This is a genomic window from Micromonospora globosa (genome assembly GCF_000717585.1).
Lineage (GTDB): Bacteria > Actinomycetota > Actinomycetes > Mycobacteriales > Micromonosporaceae > Micromonospora > Micromonospora aurantiaca.
This window is the reverse complement of record NZ_JNZR01000029.1, coordinates 60,140-77,683: the sequence shown is the minus strand read 5'-3', so window position 1 is coordinate 77,683 and position 17,544 is coordinate 60,140. Positions and strand designations below refer to the sequence as shown.

At 73.0% G+C, this 17,544-nt stretch carries 14 protein-coding genes and 1 pseudogene; 5 read left to right on the top strand and 10 right to left on the bottom strand.

Features of this window, described 5'->3' with window-relative positions; translation table 11 throughout:
• Positions 1–28: 28 nt before the first annotated feature.
• Positions 29–487 (top strand): hypothetical protein, encoded by a 459-nt coding sequence (locus IF06_RS0124370; protein ID WP_030273779.1) that lies wholly within the window; start codon positions 29–31, stop codon positions 485–487.
• Between the two features lie 30 nt (positions 488–517).
• Entirely contained in the window at positions 518–1,993 is a 1,476-nt protein-coding gene (locus IF06_RS0124365; protein WP_013289016.1) for a serine/threonine-protein kinase, read from the top strand.
• Here the strand turns inward: IF06_RS0124365 and IF06_RS0124360 are convergent.
• Positions 1,980–2,444, bottom strand: coding sequence for a hypothetical protein (locus tag IF06_RS0124360; protein WP_013289015.1), 465 nt, complete (start codon positions 2,442–2,444; stop codon positions 1,980–1,982). The genes IF06_RS0124365 and IF06_RS0124360 overlap by 14 nt on opposite strands.
• Positions 2,445–2,679: 235 nt before the next feature.
• Between IF06_RS0124360 and IF06_RS33210 the strand changes: the two are divergent.
• Positions 2,680–4,353, top strand: a pseudogene (locus tag IF06_RS33210) (alpha/beta hydrolase); the annotation flags it as partial.
• An 18-nt stretch (positions 4,354–4,371) separates the two neighbouring features.
• Here IF06_RS33210 and IF06_RS0124335 read toward each other — a convergent pair.
• From IF06_RS0124335 to IF06_RS0124295, 9 genes are all read right to left on the bottom strand, one after another.
• Positions 4,372–5,535: an acyl-CoA dehydrogenase family protein gene (locus IF06_RS0124335; RefSeq protein WP_013289013.1), complete on the bottom strand. Its 1,164-nt coding sequence runs from the start codon at positions 5,533–5,535 to the stop codon at positions 4,372–4,374.
• On the bottom strand, positions 5,532–7,547 hold the full coding sequence (locus tag IF06_RS0124330; RefSeq protein ID WP_030273771.1) for a biotin carboxylase N-terminal domain-containing protein: 2,016 nt from the start codon (positions 7,545–7,547) through the stop codon (positions 5,532–5,534). Before IF06_RS0124330 ends, IF06_RS0124335 begins: the two co-directional genes overlap by 4 nt.
• 68 nt (positions 7,548–7,615) lie before the next feature.
• Positions 7,616–9,223: an acyl-CoA carboxylase subunit beta gene (locus IF06_RS0124325; protein WP_013474977.1), complete on the bottom strand. Its 1,608-nt coding sequence runs from the start codon at positions 9,221–9,223 to the stop codon at positions 7,616–7,618.
• On the bottom strand, positions 9,220–10,359 hold the full coding sequence (locus IF06_RS0124320) for an acyl-CoA dehydrogenase family protein (RefSeq protein WP_013289010.1): 1,140 nt from the start codon (positions 10,357–10,359) through the stop codon (positions 9,220–9,222). The genes IF06_RS0124325 and IF06_RS0124320 overlap by 4 nt, the downstream gene beginning before the upstream one ends.
• The gene (locus tag IF06_RS0124315; RefSeq protein ID WP_030273769.1) at positions 10,356–12,032 is read right to left on the bottom strand and encodes an acyclic terpene utilization AtuA family protein; all 1,677 of its coding nucleotides are present in this window, start codon (positions 12,030–12,032) and stop codon (positions 10,356–10,358) included. Before IF06_RS0124315 ends, IF06_RS0124320 begins: the two co-directional genes overlap by 4 nt.
• Positions 12,029–12,823, bottom strand: coding sequence for a TIGR03084 family metal-binding protein (locus IF06_RS0124310; RefSeq protein ID WP_030273767.1), 795 nt, complete (start codon positions 12,821–12,823; stop codon positions 12,029–12,031). Before IF06_RS0124310 ends, IF06_RS0124315 begins: the two co-directional genes overlap by 4 nt.
• 33 nt (positions 12,824–12,856) lie before the next feature.
• Positions 12,857–13,468, bottom strand: a complete 612-nt coding sequence (locus IF06_RS0124305; protein WP_013289007.1) for a TetR/AcrR family transcriptional regulator — start codon at positions 13,466–13,468, stop codon at positions 12,857–12,859.
• A 106-nt stretch (positions 13,469–13,574) separates the two neighbouring features.
• Positions 13,575–14,318 (bottom strand): metallophosphoesterase family protein, encoded by a 744-nt coding sequence (locus IF06_RS0124300; RefSeq protein ID WP_030273766.1) that lies wholly within the window; start codon positions 14,316–14,318, stop codon positions 13,575–13,577.
• A 228-nt stretch (positions 14,319–14,546) separates the two neighbouring features.
• Positions 14,547–15,224 carry a Crp/Fnr family transcriptional regulator gene (locus tag IF06_RS0124295; protein WP_007466162.1) on the bottom strand — a complete coding sequence of 226 codons (678 nt, stop codon included), beginning with the start codon at positions 15,222–15,224 and terminating at the stop codon, positions 14,547–14,549.
• Between the two features lie 219 nt (positions 15,225–15,443).
• Here IF06_RS0124295 and IF06_RS0124290 point away from each other — a divergent pair, with 219 nt between their 5' ends.
• Together IF06_RS0124290 and IF06_RS0124285 are read left to right on the top strand one after the other, a co-directional pair.
• The gene (locus tag IF06_RS0124290) at positions 15,444–16,169 is read left to right on the top strand and encodes an adenosylcobinamide amidohydrolase (RefSeq protein WP_030273763.1); all 726 of its coding nucleotides are present in this window, start codon (positions 15,444–15,446) and stop codon (positions 16,167–16,169) included.
• 106 nt (positions 16,170–16,275) lie between these two features.
• Positions 16,276–17,496, top strand: coding sequence for a CapA family protein (locus tag IF06_RS0124285; RefSeq protein WP_256092900.1), 1,221 nt, complete (start codon positions 16,276–16,278; stop codon positions 17,494–17,496).
• Positions 17,497–17,544: the final 48 nt, after the last annotated feature.

Below are 17,544 nucleotides of genomic sequence, written 5' to 3'. Positions count from 1 at the left end.
CACCGGCGGACCACGCTGGGGAGGAACGATGAGGCTGCCGCGCTCGGGCGCCGGCTGGACGATCGCGGTCTTCGGGCTCCTCGCGCTGCTGCTCGGCGCGCTCGGTCTGATCTGGCCGGAGACGCAGCTGCGCCTGCTCGGCTTCGAGGTGCCGGCCGAGCGCGCTCCGGGCGACTACACCGGCACGTTCCTCACCGCGTCCTCGATGGCCTCGTTCAACATGGGGGTCTACTACCTGCTCGCCGTCGCCACCGAGTGGCGGCCGTTCTACCGGTTCACCGTGTGGTTCCGCCTGGTCACCTTCACCGTGTTCACCATCGCGGTGCTCTCCGACGTCGCGCCGGACCGCTTCTTCGCGGTCGCCGCGTGGGAGGGCCTGGGCGCGGTCGCGACGGCGGTCGGCCTGTGGTGGGACGCCCGCCGGGCGACCGCCGCCACTGACGACTCCGTCCCGGGTCCGGTGCCGGCCACCGACACGGCGCGCTGACGGGTCCGGATCGTTGGGTATTTTCGAGTCGTGACCGAGACCCCGCCCGGCGCCCTGCGGCTGCCCATCGTGCCCGGTCTGACCGATCTGCAGGTGTTCGCCCGGGGCGGGTACGCCACCATCTACCGGGCCACCCAGATCTCGGTGGGGCGCGAGGTCGCGGTCAAGATCGAGAACCGCACGCTGGACAGCGAACGCGACCAGGCCCGTTTCCTGCGCGAGGCCCGTGCCGCCGGGCGGATGTCGTCGCACCCCCACGTGGTGGACCTGTTCGACGTCGGCGTCACCGTCGACCAGCACCCCTACCTCATCATGGAGCTGTGCGACGGCTCGTACGCCGAGCGGATGCGCACCTCGCCGCTGGGCCCGGCGGAGACCCGCGACCTCGGCGTGAAGATCGCCGACGCGCTGGCCCACTCGCACGCGGCGGGCGTCCTGCACCGCGACGTCAAGCCGGCGAACATCCTGCACTCCGAGTTCAACTCGGCCGTCCTGGCCGACTTCGGCCTGGCGGTGCTCGCCGAGTTCCGCGACTCCTCGGTGATGCTGGAGGCGCTCACCCCGGCGTACGCGCCACCGGAGACGTTCAACCACAGTCCGCCCACGCCCGCAGTCGACGTCTACTCGCTGTGCGCCACGCTCTACGCGGTGATGTACGGCCGTCCGCCGCGCTGGCACTCCGAACGCAACCCGAGCCTGGTCACCGTGCTGGAGATGTTCCAGCAGCCGATCCCGGGCCTGCCCGGCGTGCCCGGTGAACTGATCGACGTACTCCGGTTGGGCATGTCGAACGACCCGGGCGCGCGGCCCTCCGCGGTCGAACTGCGCGGCCTGCTCGCCTCGCTGCCGCTGGACGGCGCCCCGGCGACCGGCGGCCTGTACGACGGCGCCACCGGCGACCGGTTCCACCGCACCGGTGGGCCGAACCCGCGACCGCCCGCGGACGACGACCACCCGACGGTGGCCTCGCGTGGCCGGCGCTGGCCCAAGCGCTGGTTCCTCGGCGGCGCCGGTGTGCTGGCGCTCGCCGCCTCGGCCGGTGGCGGCTGGGTGGCAGGCGGGCACACGCCGGCCGTCACGCCCACACCGGCGACCAGCGGCGTGGCCGGGGTGGCGCCGGTGCCCGGCTGCGCGTCCGCCGACGTGCGGCTGCCCGCCGGGGCGCGCTGCGCGACGGAACTGGAGTGCTTCGGTCCGGTACGGCTGCGTCGCGACCGGGCCGAGGCGAGCCGGGTGCCGTGCGACGGCCAGCACACCTGGGAGACCTACGCCGCCGGTGACCTGCCGGCCGGGCTCGCCGGGGCCCGCCACGAGACGGTGGCGGCCGACCCGGCCGTCGGGCGGGTGTGCAACGCCGACACGTTCCGGCTGGTCAGCGGCGGCAAGTCGGCGAGCGGGTGGAACCTGGAGGTGCTGCCGCCGGAGGCCGAGGCGGACCGCACCTACCGCTGTCTGGCCGGCCGGGGCGTCAACGCGCTCGCCGGCCCCACGCTCACCGGTCGCTGAGCCCGTTCACGGTCCGGCCCTGCCGGACCGACCGCGGGTCGAGTGTCTCCAGCGTGTCGGCGTCCACCGCCGTCGTCGCCCGCATGCCGCGTACCACCCGCGGGTCGAGCGTCTCCAGCGTGTCCGCGTCGATCGGCTGGCCCGCCGGCGTGCGCAGGTTCCGTACCGCGCGCGGGTCGATCGCCTCCAGCGTGTCGGCGTCCACTCCGTACCCCTGGTGGGGGACCGGCCAGGTCTCGGCCTGCGGGGCGGGCCCGCCGGTGCCGCCGGGCTGACGCGCGGCGGTGATCGTCACTCCCGTGATCATGGCGAGCAGGACGCAGACCAGGGCCAGCACGACCGACAGGATGCCGGGCGGACGCCACACGGCGAGGGTCACCACCGCCGCCACCGTCGCCAGGGACGCGACGACGGCCTTCGCCCGCGCATCGGGCTTCGGGAACGATCTCACCCGACAAGCATGGCCCAGCGCGTCCACCTGTCAACCGGCGGGATGAGACGGCTTCCCGTCACCGACGCTCCACTTCGGAGTCGCAGGTAGCGACGATCGAGAAAAAATCGTTACATCATCTGGTTGTTTGCCGTATCGATCCCCGTTTGGGGGCCACTAACGTGGGCGTCGATCCCTACAGTGACGAGGGTCGAGGTCTCCTCGACGGAACTGTTCCCCGACGGAAGGCAGCCTCATGCCCCGTGCAATCCGATCCCTGGCCGCAACCGGGATCGCCGGCGTCCTCCTCGCCGGACCGGCCGTCGCGCCCGCCGCGGCGGCGACTCCGCAACCACCCGCGCACGACAGGACCACCGCCGCCGAGGCGCGCCGGGTGGACCGCGTGCCGACGCCGAAGCTCGACTGGTACGCCTGCTACGACTACGCCGAGTGCGCCACGGTCCGGCTGCCGCTGGACTACGACAACCCGAAGGGCGCCACCACCGAGGTCGCCCTGCTGCGGGTCAAGGCCCGCGACCAGCAGCGCAAGGTCGGCAGCCTCTTCCTCAACCCGGGTGGCCCGGGTGGCTCCGGCACGAGCATCGCGCTCGCCGCGCCCTACTTCCTCGGCGACGACCTGCTCGACCGCTTCGACATCGTCGGCGTCGACCCGCGCGGCGTCGAGGCCAGTGACAACATCAAGTGTTTCCGCTCGGTGAAGGACCAGACCCGCGCGTACGCCGGGCTGAACGTCGCGTTCCCGTGGACCAAGGCGGAGGAGAAGGCGTACGTCGCGGCGTCCAAGGCGGTCGGCAAGGCGTGCTCCACCACCGGTAAGCCGCTCACCGGCGCGGCGTCCACCGCCGAGGTGGCCCGCGACATGGACGTGCTGCGCCGCGCCGTCGGCGACAAGTTGCTCAGCTACCTCGGCTTCAGCTACGGCACCGCGCTGGGCCAGTACTACGCCAACATGTTCCCGGACCGCTTCCGCGCGCTGGTCGTCGACGGCGTGCTCGACCCGAACGCCTGGATCGGCCAGGGCAGTGCCCGCAACCAGCTCCAGGAGACGCGGCTGCGCAGCGCCGACGGCGCGTACCGGGCGCTGCGCGAGATCCTGGCCCGGTGCGGCGAGGCCGGCGCCGAGCAGTGTGCGCTGGCTTCCACCGGCAACCCGCTGGCCGCGTACGACACGGTGGCGAAGCGGCTGCGCAAGAAGCCGGTGGTGATCGAGGACCCGGACTTCGGCTCGTTCACCGTCAGCTACGCCGACTTCGTCGGTGCCACGCTCGGTGCGCTCTACGACCCGTACGGCTGGCAGTCGGTGGTGGACCTGACCGTCCAGCTCCTGGCCCTGACCGACCCGGCCGCCGGCAAGGCCGCCACCGCCACGGTCCGCAAGGCACTCGCCGCCCGCGCCGCGCAGGCACGGCAACAGCGGGGGTACGACTTCCCGTACGACAACGGGCTGGAGACGTTCCTGACCGTCGACTGCACCGACGCGTACCACCCGAAGAGCGCCGACGCCTGGCCGGCGCTGTCGGCGAAGGAGGACAAGCGGGCGCCCTACTTCGGGCGGGCGTGGGCCTGGGGCACCTCGCCCTGTGCCCGCAACACCTGGACGGTGCGGGACGAGGACGCCTGGACCGGGCCGTTCAACCGGGTCACCGCCGCCCCGGTGCTGGTGGTCGGCAACTACTGGGATCCGGCGACCAACTACCAGGGGGCGGTCAGCTCGGCGAAGCTGCTGCCGAACAGCCGCCTGCTGAGCAGCGACAGCTGGGGCCACACCGCGTACGGCACCTCGGCGTGCGTGACCGGCCGGATCGACGCGTACCTGCTCACCGGCAAGCTGCCGGCCAAGGGCACGCTCTGCGTCGGTGACGCGCAGCCGTTCCAGGAGGACGCGGCGGCCGGCCGGGCGGACGCGTCGACCCCGGGCCCACCTCGGTCAGTAGGACTTGTCCTGGCCGAGGACGTGCTGGGCGACGAAGTTGAGGATCATCTCCCGGCTGACCGGGGCGATCCGGCCCGCCCGTACCGCGCCGAGCAGCGTCGCCACGCCGTACTCGGTGGTCATGCCGGCCCCGCCGAGCGCCTGGACGGCGGTGTCGACGGCGAGCGCTGCGGCCTCGCCTGCCGCGTACTTGGCCATGTTGCCGGAGATGCCGGCCTCCAGGTCGCGGCCCGCGTCGTAGAGCGTGGCCGCCTTGTGGATCATCAGCCGGGCCAGCTCGACCTGCACTGCGGCGTGCGCCAGCGGGTGCGAGACGCCCTGGTGGGAGCCGATCGAGCGTCCGCCCCACACCTTGCGGGTAGCGGTGTAGTCGCTTGCCCTCTCGATCGCGTACCGGCCGGTGCCGGCGCCCATCGCGGCAACAGTGATGCGCTCCGGGTTGAGCCCGGCGAACAGGGCGGGCAGCCCGGCGTCGAGCGACTCGCCGACGAGCGCGTCGGCGGGGAGCCGGACGTCGTCGAGGAAGAGCAGGAACTGGTTCTCCGGCGACAGGATCTCCATGTCCAGCTTGGACTTCTCCAGGCCGGGCGCGTCGGTCGGCACGATGAACAGCGCCGGCTTCAACTTCCCGGTGGACGCGTCCTCGGTACGAGCGACCACGAGGACGTGCCCGGCCTCGTCCACCCCGGAGATGTAGATCTTCCGGCCGCTGAGCAGCCAGTCGTCGCCGTCGCGGCGGGCCACTGTGGCGAGGCGGTGGAAGTTCGATCCGGCGTCCGGCTCGGTGATCGCGAAGACGATCTTCTGGGAGCCGTCGGCGAGGCCGGGGAGGTGCTTCTTGCGCTGCTCCTCCGTACCGTGCTTGTTGATGATCGTGGCGGCGATGGCGGGGGAGACCACCAGGAGCAGCAGCGGGCAGCCGGTCGCGGCCAGCTCCTCGCACACCAGCGCCAGCTCGGTGATGCCGCCGCCCCCGCCGCCGTACTCGGTGGGGATGTTCACGCCCAGGTAGCCCAGCCGCCCGGCCTCGTGCCACAGCTCGGTGGTGTGCTCGCCGGACCTGGCCTTCTCGACGAAGTAGGAGTGGCCGTACTTGCGGCCCAACGCCCGTACGGCGTCGCGGAGCTGGTCCTGCTCGGGGGTCAGGTCGAAGTTCACTGCGGGTCCTCCTCGGGGTCCACCACGGCAAGTACGGCACCCGTCTCGACCTGGCCGCCGGCCGGCACCGGCAGCTCCGTCACCACGCCGTCGGCGGGGGCGAGCACGGGATGTTCGAGCTTCATCGCTTCCAGCGTCAGCAGCAGGTCACCGGCAGCGACCCGCTGACCGACCTCGACGTGTACCCGGGTCACCGCGCCGGGCAGCGGCGCGAGCAGCGACCCGGCCGCCAGCTCCGCGGTGGGCAGGGGCAGGCGGGGCAGTTCGGTGAGGCTCGCCGCCCCGTCCGGGCCGTCCACGAAGACCGACGACCCCACCCGGTGTACGCGGAAGGCCCGCCGCACCCCGTCCACGTCGAGCACCACCCGGCCCGGGGTGGCAGTCACCAGCTCGACCACCGGCAGCTCGGTGTTAACAGAGGACCCTTCCTCTACCGGATCCGTTAGGAGGGGGCCCTTCCTTCCCCACTCGGCGAGGGCGCCGGTGCGGTCGAGCCGGTAGTGCACCTCGATCTCCTCGCCGTCGCCGACGGTGAACCGGGTGACCTGCGGGAAGGACGGCACGTTGCGCCAGCCCGACGGCAACCCGGCCAGCACCGGTGCGGCGGCCCGGCGCTCGGCGGCCCCGGACAGCGCCGCCGCCAGTGCCGCCACCGGAAGCTGCTCCGCCGGCAGCAGTGGCGCGAACACCTCCGGGTGCCGGTCCAGGAAGCCGGTGTCGAGGTCCACGGCGGTGAACTCCGCGCTGCGCAGTACACGGACCAGCAGGTCCCGGTTGGTGGCCACGCCGTGCAGTTCGGCGCGGGCCAGCGCGCCTGCGAGCGCGCGGGCCGCCTCGGTGCGGGTGGGCGCCCAGGCGACGAGCTTCGCCAGCATCGAGTCGTAGTGCACGCTCACCGTCGAGCCGTCCACGACGCCGGAGTCCAGGCGCAGTCCCCGGGCCGGGCCGAACTCGGCTGTCACCCCGGGGATCGCGAACCGGTGCAGCGTGCCGGTGGCCGGGCGGAAGCCCTGAGCCGGGTCCTCGGCGCACAGCCGTACCTCGATGGCGTGGCCGTCGGCCGGTGGCGTGGTGGTGACCGGCAGCGGCTCGCCCTCGGCGACGAGCAGTTGCAGCCGGACCAGGTCCAGCCCGGTGGTCAGCTCGGTGACCGGATGTTCCACCTGGAGGCGGGTGTTCATCTCCAGGAAGTGCACCTGCCCGTCCGGCGCCAGCAGGAACTCCACGGTTCCCGCGCCGACGTAGTCGACAGCCCGCCCGGCCGCCACCGCCGCCTCGTGCAGCTCCGCGCGCACGTCGTCGGGCAGCACACCCGGTGCCTCCTCGACGATCTTCTGGTGGCGGCGCTGGATCGAGCAGTCGCGTACCCCGAGGGCCACGACGGTGCCGTGGGTGTCGCCGAAGATCTGCACCTCGACGTGGCGTCCGCGTTCCACGTACCGCTCGATGAAGACGGTGCCGTCGCCGAACGCCGCCGCCGCCTCGCGGCGAGCGCCCGCGACGGCCTCGGCCAGCCCGGCCGCGTCGCGGACGATCCGCATGCCCCGGCCGCCGCCACCGGCGGCGGCCTTGACAAGCACCGGGAAGGCGGTGACCTCGGCCGGGTCGGTCCAGGTGGGCAGCATCGGCACGCCCGCGTCGGCGAGCAGCGCCTTGGCGGCCATCTTGTCGCCCATCGCGGCGATCGCCTTGGCCGACGGCCCGACCCAGGTCAGGCCCGCGTCGGTCACCGCCGCGGCGAACTCGGCGTTCTCGGCCAGGAAGCCGTAGCCGGGGTGGACGGCGTCCGCGCCGGAGCGCCGGGCCGCGTCCAGGATGGCGTCGATGCGCAGGTACGTCTCGGCCGGCGTGTTGCCCGGCAGCCGGACGGCCTGGTCGGCGTCGGCCACGAACGGCGCGTCGGCATCCGCGTCGGAGTGCACGGCGACGGTGGCCACGCCGAGGGCGCGGCAGGTGGCGAAGACCCGGCGGGCGATCTCGCCCCGGTTCGCAACCAGAAGTTTGTTGATCATCCGCGCTGAGCCTGCCTTTCGTTCGCGACTGCGGGACTCCGCTTCGCTGCGTTCCTCGCGCTCACAGGTCACATCCGGAAGACGCCGAAACCGTCGGCGCCCTTCACCGGTCCGTTGTGGATCGCCGACAGGCACAGCCCGAGGACGGTACGGGTGTCCCGGGGGTCGATCACCCCGTCGTCGTAGAGCCGCCCGGACAGGAACAGCGCCCCGGACTGCGACTCGATCTGCTGCTCGACCATCATCCGCATGGCGGCGTCGGTGTCCTCGTCGTACTCGCGTCCCCGGGCGGCGGCCGCCTGCCGGGCCACGATGGACAGCACACCGGCGAGCTGCGCCGGGCCCATCACCGCCGACTTCGCGTTCGGCCAGGTGAACAGGAACCGGGGCTCGTACGCCCGGCCGCACATGCCGTAGTTGCCGGCGCCGTAGGAGGCGCCCAGATTGACCGTCAGGTGCGGCACTTTCGAGTTCGACACCGCGTTGATCATCAGGGCGCCGTGCTTGATGATGCCGCGCTGCTCGTACTCGGTGCCGACCATGTAGCCGGTGGTGTTCTGGAGGAAGACCAGCGGTGTGTCAGCCGCGTTGGCGAGCTGGATGAACTGGGCCGCCTTCTGCGCCTCCTGGCTGAACAGCACGCCCCGGGCGTTCGCGAGTACGCCGACCGGGTAGCCGTGCAGCTCGCCCCAGCCGGTCACGAGCGCGGTGCCGTAGCCGGGCTTGAACTCGTCGAACGCGCTGTCGTCGAGCACCCGGGCCAGCACCTCGCGCGGGTCGAACGGCACCTTCAGGTCGGCGCTGGCGATGCCGAGCAACTCCTCCGGGTCGTACCGGGGTGGCAGCGGGTGGGGGTTGCGCGGCGGAGGGCCGTGCTTGCGCCAGTTGAGCCGGCGGACGCACTGCCGGGCCAGCCGGATGCCGTCGCGCTCGTCCTCGGCGAGGAAGTCGGCCAGGCCGGACGTGGTGGCGTGCATCGCCGCGCCGCCGAGCGACTCGTCGTCGGTGACCTCGCCGGTGGCCATCTTCACCAGCGGCGGTCCGGCCAGGTAGACCTGCGAACGGTCGCGGATCATGACGGTGTAGTCCGACATGCCCGGCACGTACGCGCCACCTGCTGTGGCGTTGCCGAAGACCACGCTCACGGTCGGGATCCGCTGCGCGGACAGCCGGGTCAGGTCGCGGAACACCCGGCCGCCGGGAATGAAGATCTCCGCCTGGGTGGGCAGGTCCGCGCCGGCCGACTCGACCAGGTTCACCATCGGCAGCCGGTTGGCCGCAGCGATCTCACCCGCCCGCCGGGTCTTCGCCAGCGACCACGGGTTGATCGCGCCGCCGCGTACCGTCGGGTCGTTCGCCACGATCAGGCACTCGACGCCCTCGACCACGCCGATGCCCGTCACGGTGCTGGCGCCGACCGGGAAGTCGGTGCCGTACGCGGCCACCGACGACAGCTCAAGGAACGGGCTGTCCGGGTCGAGCAGCAGCTCGATCCGCTCCCGGGGGAGAAGCTTGCCGCGACCGTGGTGCCGGGTCACGTACTTCTCGCCGCCACCGCCCCGGGCCTGGTCGAGCGCCTCCTCCAGCTCCGCCAGGCGTTCCAGCAGCGCCTCCCGGTTGGCGGTGAAGGCGGGCGCGGACGGGTCGATGGTGCTCTGCAGGACAGTCGTGCTCATAGGCCCATGCCCTTCGCAATGATCTCGTTCATGATCTCGGTGGTACCGCCGCCGATGCCGAGCAGACGGGCGTCCCGGTAGTGCCGCTCCACCTCGGCGTCGCGCATGTAGCCGAAGCCGCCGTGCAGTTGCAGCGCCGCGTCGACCACCCAGTCGCAGGTGGCCACCGCCACGTTCTTCGCCATCGCCACCTCGGTCACCACCGGCTGCCCGGCGGCCACCCGCTCGGCGACGTCATGCACGTACGCCCGCGCCGCGTCGGTGCGGCTGTGCATCTCGGCCAGCTTGTGCCGGACGACCTGGCGCCCGACGAGCGGCCGGCCGAACGTCTGGCGGTCCCGGCACCACTGCACGGCCAGGTCCACGCAGCGCTGCGCGGTCGCGTACGCCTGGGTGGCGAGCGACAGCCGCTCGTTGGCGAACTGCTGCATGATGGCGAGGAAGCCGGTGTCCTCCGGGCCGACCCGGTTCGTCACCGGCACCCGCACGTCGACGAAGGACAGCTCGGCGGTGTCCGAGCAGTGCCAGCCCAGCTTCTCCAGCCGCCGCCCCACCGTGAACCCGGGCGTGCCCTTGTCGATGACCAGCAGGCTGACCGAGCCCGAACCGGGGAACTCGGTGCAGACAGCAGTGGTGACGAAGTCGGCGCGGACCCCGCTGGTGATGTACGTCTTGGACCCGTTGACGACGTAGTGGTCACCGTCGCGGACCGCGCAGGTGCGGATGCCCGCCACGTCCGAGCCGCCGTCCGGTTCGGTGATCGCCAGCGCGCCGATCATCGTCCCGGCGAGCGCGGGCCGGACGTACTTGTCGATCAGCCCTTCGTCCTGGGTCTCGACCATGTGCGGCAGCGCGATCCCGTGCGTGAACAACGCGGCGACCAGCCCGGACGACCCACCCGAGCGGATGATCTCCTCGGTGACCACCATCGAGTCGAGCAGGTCGCCGCCGCTGCCGCCGACCGACTCCGGGAAACCGATGCCGAGCAGGCCGATCTTGGCTGCGGTCTCGTGCAGCGACCGGGGCACCTCGCCCGCCCGCTCCCAGTCGGACAGGTGCGGCAGCACCTCCCGGGTCACGAACGAACGGGTCAGCTCGCGCAGTTGCCGGCGTTCCGGCGTGTCCACGATGGTCATGCGCGTGCCTCCGTCGGAAGATCGACCACTCGCGAGCGCAGCAGCTCGCCGAGTGCCTTGGCCTGGGGGTCGAACCGGGTGGACGCGGCCACGCCCTGCCCGAGCAGTCCCCGGATCACGAAGTTGACAGCGCGCAGGTTCGGCAGCTCGTACCGCTCGACGGCCAGCGCCGCCGTCTCCGGCAGCAGCTCGGCCAACCGCTCCACCGTCAGCCAGTCGCGCAGCCACGGCCAGGTCGCGTCGGTGCGGGCCCAGACGCCCAGGTTGGCGTCGCCACCCTTGTCGCCGGACCGCGCGCCGACCAGCTCACCGATCGGCCCTCGCCGGGTGGCGGGCAAGGAAGGGCCCCTTGTTAACGCCTCGTGTTGTACAGGGGCCCCCTGCAAACCGCCCGTCACCGTCGGCGGCGCGATCGCCACCCGCTCCCCGGAGGGCAGCACCGCGACGTGCTCGACAGCGTCCTGCGCGATCGTGTCGGCGGTGAACACCCCGTACGGCGTCGCGTCGCCGGGCAGCGTGGTCAGCGTGCAGCCCGGGTAGGAGGCCAGCGCCAGCTCCACCGCCGCCGCCGAGAACGCCCGCCCGGCCCGCGACTTGTCGCCGTCGCGCAGGTGTACGTGCAGCAGCGCGCTCGCCGCCTCGGTGTCGCCGGTGTCCGGGTGGTCGGTACGGGCCAGCGTGAACTCCAGCCCCTCCGTGCCGACCGACTCCTCGATCTGGCCCCGGACCAGCGCCGCCTTGGCCGGGATGTCCAGCCCGCACAGCACGAACGTCATCGAGTTGCGGAAGCCGCCCAGGTTGTTGACGCCCACCTTGAGCGTGTCCGGCGGCGGCGTGCCGCGCACCCCGGAGACGCGTACCCGGTCCGGACCCTCCTGCGCCAGCCGCACCGTGTCCAGCCGGGTCACCACGTCCGGCCCGAGGTAGTCCGGTCCGCCCACCTCGTACAGCAGCTGGGCGGTGACCGTCTCGACCGTGACCGCGCCGCCGGTGCCGGCGTGCTTGGTGAGCACCGACGAGCCGTCCGCGTGCAGTTCGGCGATCGGGAAGCCGGGCCGGTGCCCGCCGTCCGGCAACTCGGTGAAGAAGCTGAAGTTGCCGCCGGTGACCTGCGCGCCGCACTCGATCAGGTGTCCTGCGACGGTCGCGCCGGCCAGCGCGTCGAGGTCGTCGCGGGTCCACCCGAAGCGGGCGATCGCCGGGCCGACGGCCAGCGAGGCGTCGGTGACCCGCCCGGTGACCACCACGTCCGCGCCCGCGTCGAGGCAGGCCGCGATCCCGAACGCGCCCAGGTATGCGTTCGCGGTCAGCGCGTCCGGCCGCTGGATCGCGTCGCCCTCGACGTACCCGACCCGGACCTGGAGGCCGAGCCGGTCGCCGAGTGACCGGATCGCGTCGGCCAGCCCCGCCGGGTTGAGGCCGCCCGCGTTGGTGACCAGCGTGACGCCGCGCTCCAGCGCGGTGCCGAGCACGCCCTCCGCCTGGCGCAGGAACGTCCTGGCGTAGCCGAGCGACGGGTCGCGCATCCGGTCCCGGCCGAGGATGAGCATGGTCAGCTCGGCCAGGTAGTCACCGGTCAGCACGTCCAGTTCGCCGCCGTCGAGCATCTCCCGCCAGGCGGCGAAGCGGTCGCCGTAGAAGCCCGACGCGTTCCCGATCCGCAGCACGCTCATGAGGAGGTTCCGTTCGCCGGCTCGCGCTTGTCGCCGGGCGGCCCGGCGAACGCCTGGGCCACGTCCAGCCACTCGTCGGCCACCGGCCCGGTGGCGGTCAGGGCCAGGTCCGCGCGGTGCCGGCGCTGCGTGACGAGCAGGCAGAAGTCGAGCGCCGGGCCGGTCACCCGGTCGGCCGCGTCGGCCGGCCCGAACTCCCACACCTCGCCGTCCGCGGGCGCGGTCAGCTCGACCCGCACCGGCGCCGTGGGCACGTCGCGGCCGTGGGCGGAGAAGCCGTGCCCGAGGGTACGGAAGCCGAGGTGCGCGATGTGCCGCAGGCGCGCGGTCGGGGTACGGCTGACGCCCAGCGCGTCTGCTACGTCCTCGCCGTGCGCCCACGTCTCCATCAGCCGTGCCGTGACCATCGACGTGGGCGACATGCTGGTGCCGTACCAGGGGACCTTCTGCCCGGCCGGTACGGCGGCGAGCGCCCCGGCGAGCGCCGACCGGCCGGCACGCCACCGGGCCAGCAGCGCGGGCGGTGGCGCCAGGAAGGACTCGGCACCGTCCTCGACCAGGCGCGACGGGTCCGGTGCGGCCATCACCGAGGCGAAGAACGCGGACTCGTCGGTGGCCGCCAGGTAGGCGACGTGGTCGGTCCATGCCAGGTGCGCGACCTGGTGCGCGACGGTCCAGCCCGGGGCCGGTGTCGGCCGCTCCCATCCTTCCGGCGGCAGGTCCGCGACGAGCGCGTCGAGCTGTTCGGACTCGGCGGCCAGATCCGCGAGCAGGGCTGTCAGGTCGACCATTGTGCCTCCGGGCGGGGGTGGGGCGTCAGGGGATCAGTGCCGCTCGCTCTCGGGGGTGAGCAGCGCGGCGAGCTGGCGTTTCCAGGTGTGCAGCAGGGCGGCGCGGCGGGGCGAGTCGTCGCTGAGCAGGTTGGCCACGCCGAGGCCGCGGAGCAGGTCGAGGGTGGCCTGCACCGACTCGCGTACGCCCGGCTTGCGCTCGTCCACACCGAGCAGCTCGACGGTGAGCCGGTGCATCTCGCGGCCGATCCGCGCCTCCAGCGGCACCAGCGCGGCGCGCAGCTCGGCGTCGGTACGCGCGGCCACCCACAGTTCCAGCGCGGCCACGAACAGCGGGCCGGTGAACGAGGCGGCGAGCAGGTCGACCACGCCGTCGAGCCGCTTCGGGCCGACCGGCAGGTGCGCCGCCTCGGCGCGCAGCTCGGCCGCCCGGCGCTCGGTCAGGTGCGTGACGGCGGCGGTCACCAGGGCGGCCTTGGTGGGGTAGTGGTGCAGCTGGGCGCCCCGGGAGACGCCGGCGTGGGCTGCCACCACTGTCGTCGTGGTGCCGGACCAGCCGTGCTCCACCAGGCACTCGACAGTCGCCTCCAGCAGCCGGGCCTGGGTGGCACGGCTGCGCTCCTGCTGCGGAACTCGGCTCGACACGCAGACAGCGTGCCCCGCCCAAAACAAACAGTCAAGCCTGACTTTTTCTGAAAGGAGGGGGCCCTTGTTAACGCCTGCGGTAGAGGAAGGGCCCCTTGTTAACGCCTCAGCGGCCGTCGCGCGGAGCGAAGACCGTGAGGGCGTCGGCGTCGGAGTGGCGGGAGCGGACGTACTCGTCGGCCCAGGCCGCCGCATCAGGGAACGTGGACTCGGCGGCGACCCGGGCGCAGGCGGCGTCCACGTCGAAGCGGGTCCGGCGCAACTGCACGCCCGGGCCGAGCAGCGCCCACCAGGCACCGGCGCCCCCGTACGGCATGCCGACGCTGCCCGGGTTCACCACCAGGCGGCGATCGGCCAGCCGGGTGAACGGCATGTGCGTGTGCCCGCAGACCACCGTGCCGACCTCGGCCGGCAGGCCGGCGAAGACCTCGGCCCAGCGGTCGAGCCGCGAGTCCACGAGCACGACCTCCTCGTCGTCGCGCGGGGTGGCGTGGCAGAACAGCACGTCGCCCAGACCGGTGACCGGCAGCGTGACGTACGGCGGCAGCGCCGCCAGCCGGGCCACCTGGTCGTCGCGGAGCTGCCCGGCGGCCCAGTTCGAGACGGCGATCGGGGAGGACCTGCCGGCCCGCGCCTGCACCAGCTCCCGGTCGGCGTTCCCGCCGACCCAGCAGGCCCGGTCACCGAGCGCGGCCAGCCGGTCCAGCACCTCGACCGGCTGCGGACCGGCCGCCAGGTCACCGGTGAGGACGATCAGGTCGGCGGCTGCCACGTCCGGCTCGGCCAGCACTGCTTCCAGCGCGGGCAGCACACCGTGGATGTCGGAGAGGACGGCGACGCGATCAGGCATCTTCCCAGCCTGGCGACATCGTTGCGGGAGCACCAAGCGATTCTGCGGCGGGCAGAGACGGCGCCGGCCACCCCGCGCCCTGACGGCACCGGCCCACTCAGAGGCGGCAACGGCCCCGGCTTGGGCAGAGACGGCATCGGCCCGGCCTGCGCAGAAGACGGCAGCAGAGGACGGCATCGGCCCGGCTCCGCGCGGTGGCGGGCCGGGCCGGGAAGCCGGTACGGAGGGTCAGACCCGCGCGCGGCGAGCCAGGCGCTCCGGGTCGAGGATGATGATGCTCTTGCCGTCCAGCCGCAGCCAGCCGCGCGAGGCGAAGTCGGCCAGCGCCTTGTTGACGGTCTCCCGGGAGGCGCCGACGAGCTGGGCGATCTCCTCCTGGGTGAGGTCGTGCGTCACGCGCAGCACGCCGCCGTCGCGGGTGCCGAACCGGCCGGCCATCTGGAGCAGGTTCTTGGCGACCCGGCCCGGTACGTCGGTGAAGATCAGGTCGGCGAGCGAGTCGTTGGTCCGGCGCAGCCGGCGGGCCAGCACCCGCAGCAGCTGCTCGGCGATCTCGGGCCGGTTGTTCAGCCACGGCCGCAGCGCCTGCTTGCGCAGCCGGACCAGGCGGGTGTCGGTGACCGCCGTGGCGGTCGCCGTACGCGGACCGGGGTCGAAGAGCGACAGCTCACCGACCATGTCCGACGGGCCCATCACGGCGATCAGGTTCTGCCGGCCGTCCGCCGCGCGGCGACCCACCTTGATCTTGCCGGACAGGAGGATGTAGAGACTGTCGCCGGGCTCGCCCTCGTTGAACACGATCTCGCCCTTGCGGACCTCGATCGTCTCCATCTCCTTGGCGAGCGCCTCGGCAGCCTCCGGGTCGACACCCTGGAAGATCCCGCTGCGGGCCAGTACCTCGTCCATCGCGCACCTCCGCCTGCGCGTGCCGTCCGTCGGCCGGGTCTGCCGTCCGCTGATCCCTCGCGCGCCGCCAGTCTAGGCGCACATGAGCAGGAATCAGAGGTGCACCCCTGGAATCTTGATCGTTGGGCGTAACCCACCCGACCTGGGGAGCGGCTAAGATCCCGCCCCCGGCACGGGCCGGCGCCACCCGTTCCCACCTGTGATCGTAGGGTGACCGGCGTGCTGTGTGAGCCGTTCCTGACCAGCCGGTCCGAATCCGGGTGGGACATCCCGATGCTGGCCTGGCGGGCCGAGGCCCCGCTGCTGGCGGTCGGCTCCGCGCCGCTGGGCGGGGGGATCGGCGTCCGCCGGTGGGTGCTGAACGCGACGGTGCCCATGTCGTACGACCGGGACGACCCCGCCGCGCACCTGGCCGAGCTGGCGCACGGCCTCGACCTGGACGGCCCCGGGGTCGGGCTGCTGACCGGCGTGGACGTGAGCGAGGTGGTCCGCCGCACGGACGGCGGCGTCCGCGTCTGGGCGACTGTCGGCCTGGGCACGCCGGTCTGGGCCGCCGCCCCCGAGCCGGCCACCGTCGCACCCGAGCCGTCCGCCGTGCCCGAGCCGGCGCCGTCGGCCGCGAGCGAGCCGGCCCGGCCCGCGCAGCACGTCGGCACCGTCAACATCGTCGTGTACGTCCCGGTGCGGCTCGGCGACGCCGCACTGGTCAACGCCGTGGCCACCGCCACCGAGGCGAAGGCCCAGGCGATCTGGGAACTCGGACTGCCCGCGACGGGCACCCCCACCGACGCGGTGACGGTGCTCTGCCCGGCCGACGGCGATCCGGCCCCGTACGGCGGTCCCCGGTCGTCCTGGGGCGCACCGCTGGCCCGGGCCGTGCACGCCGCCGTCCGCTCCGGCGGTGCCGGGACCGTGGTGCCCTGGTCCGACCGGCGGGCGGGCTGACGTGGGCCCGGCACACGCGACACGCCGGGTTTTCCGACCGATCGGCCCTCGTCGCGGCGTTCCGGGGACGGTAGCGTCGCCGACGATGTACGCTTCCGCCCGCTCTGTGCCCCGTACCCTCCGCGCCGCCGTCGCCGGACCGCCAGCCGCCGTGCCCGGCCCGCGTCGTGCGGTGCTCGGCCGACGCCTGGCCGCGTTCGCCGCGCTCGTCGCCGTCCTGTTCGTCGCCGGCTGCGGCGGCGACGCTGGCGGGTCCGGCGGCGACCCCCGGTGGCAGACGGGACAGGGCGGCGGATCGACCGGCTCGGCCGGGCCGGCTACCGGTGACCAGCCGGCCGCGCCTGATGCGTCGAAGGAGCCGTCGATCTCGCTCACCGCGACCGGTGACGTGATCATGGGCAACGCGCCGGACCGGCTGCCCCCCAACGGCGGCAAGGGCTTCTTCGACGACGTGAAGTCGGCGCTCAAGGGCGACCTGGTGATGGGCAACCTGGAGGAGCCGCTCACCGACGACACCGGCGCCGGCAAATGCGGCCCGGAGCCGAAGAACTGCTACCAGTTCCGCGCGCCGCCCGGCTACGCCGCGCACCTGCGCTCGGCCGGGTTCCAGTTGCTCAACCAGGCCAACAACCACGGCTACGACTACGGCCGCCAGGGCTACGAGAACACCCAGTCGGCGCTGGAGGCGCACGGGCTCAAGCACACTGGCGCGCCGGGTGAGATCACCGTGGTGGACGTCAAGGGCATCAAGGTCGCCGTGGTGGGCTTCTCGTCGTACCCCTGGTCCAACAGCCTGGTCGACCTGAACGCCGCCAAGCAGGTGGTCGAGATGGCCAAGGAGCAGGCCCAGATCGTGGTGGTGCAGGTGCACATGGGCGCCGAGGGGGCGGACAAGACCCGGGTGAAGCCGGGCACCGAGATGTTCTTCGGCGAGAACCGCGGCGACCCGATCCGCTTCTCCCGGACCGTCATCGACGCCGGCGCCGACCTGGTCATCGGGCACGGCCCGCACGTGCTGCGCGGGATGGAGTTCTACAAGGGGCGGCTGATCGCGTACAGCCTCGGCAACTTCGCCGGTGGCGGGAAGTCGCTGAACAGCTCCGGCCGGCTCGGCTGGGGCGGCGTGCTCAAGGTGTCGCTCACCGCCGACGGGAAGTTCGCCGGTGGCACGTTCACCTCCACCGTGATGAACGGTGTGGGCCGTCCCTCGGTGGACCGGCAGAACCGCGGCCTCGGACTGGTCCGTGACCTGAACCGGTCCGACTTCCCGGACACCGGCGCGAAGCTCGACGGGACCGGCAAGATCACCGCACCGGCGGGTGGCTGAGCGCACGCCCGCCGCGCCGAGCCGCCGGAGCGTCGGCCCCGCGACGTA

What these genes read in the sequence shown, in the direction of transcription:
- IF06_RS0124315 (WP_030273769.1), bottom strand. Translation starts at nt 12,032, where the DNA reads ATGAGCGTGCTGCGGATCGGGAACGCGTCGGGCTTCTACGGCGACCGC.
- IF06_RS0124295 (WP_007466162.1), bottom strand. Translation starts at nt 15,224, where the DNA reads ATGGACGAGGTACTGGCCCGCAGCGGGATCTTCCAGGGTGTCGACCCG.
- IF06_RS0124300 (WP_030273766.1), bottom strand. Translation starts at nt 14,318, where the DNA reads ATGCCTGATCGCGTCGCCGTCCTCTCCGACATCCACGGTGTGCTGCCC.
- IF06_RS0124320 (WP_013289010.1), bottom strand. Translation starts at nt 10,359, where the DNA reads ATGACCATCGTGGACACGCCGGAACGCCGGCAACTGCGCGAGCTGACC.
- IF06_RS0124325 (WP_013474977.1), bottom strand. Translation starts at nt 9,223, where the DNA reads ATGAGCACGACTGTCCTGCAGAGCACCATCGACCCGTCCGCGCCCGCC.
- IF06_RS0124330 (WP_030273771.1), bottom strand. Translation starts at nt 7,547, where the DNA reads ATGATCAACAAACTTCTGGTTGCGAACCGGGGCGAGATCGCCCGCCGG.
- IF06_RS0124370 (WP_030273779.1), top strand. Translation starts at nt 29, where the DNA reads ATGAGGCTGCCGCGCTCGGGCGCCGGCTGGACGATCGCGGTCTTCGGG.
- IF06_RS0124310 (WP_030273767.1), bottom strand. Translation starts at nt 12,823, where the DNA reads ATGGTCGACCTGACAGCCCTGCTCGCGGATCTGGCCGCCGAGTCCGAA.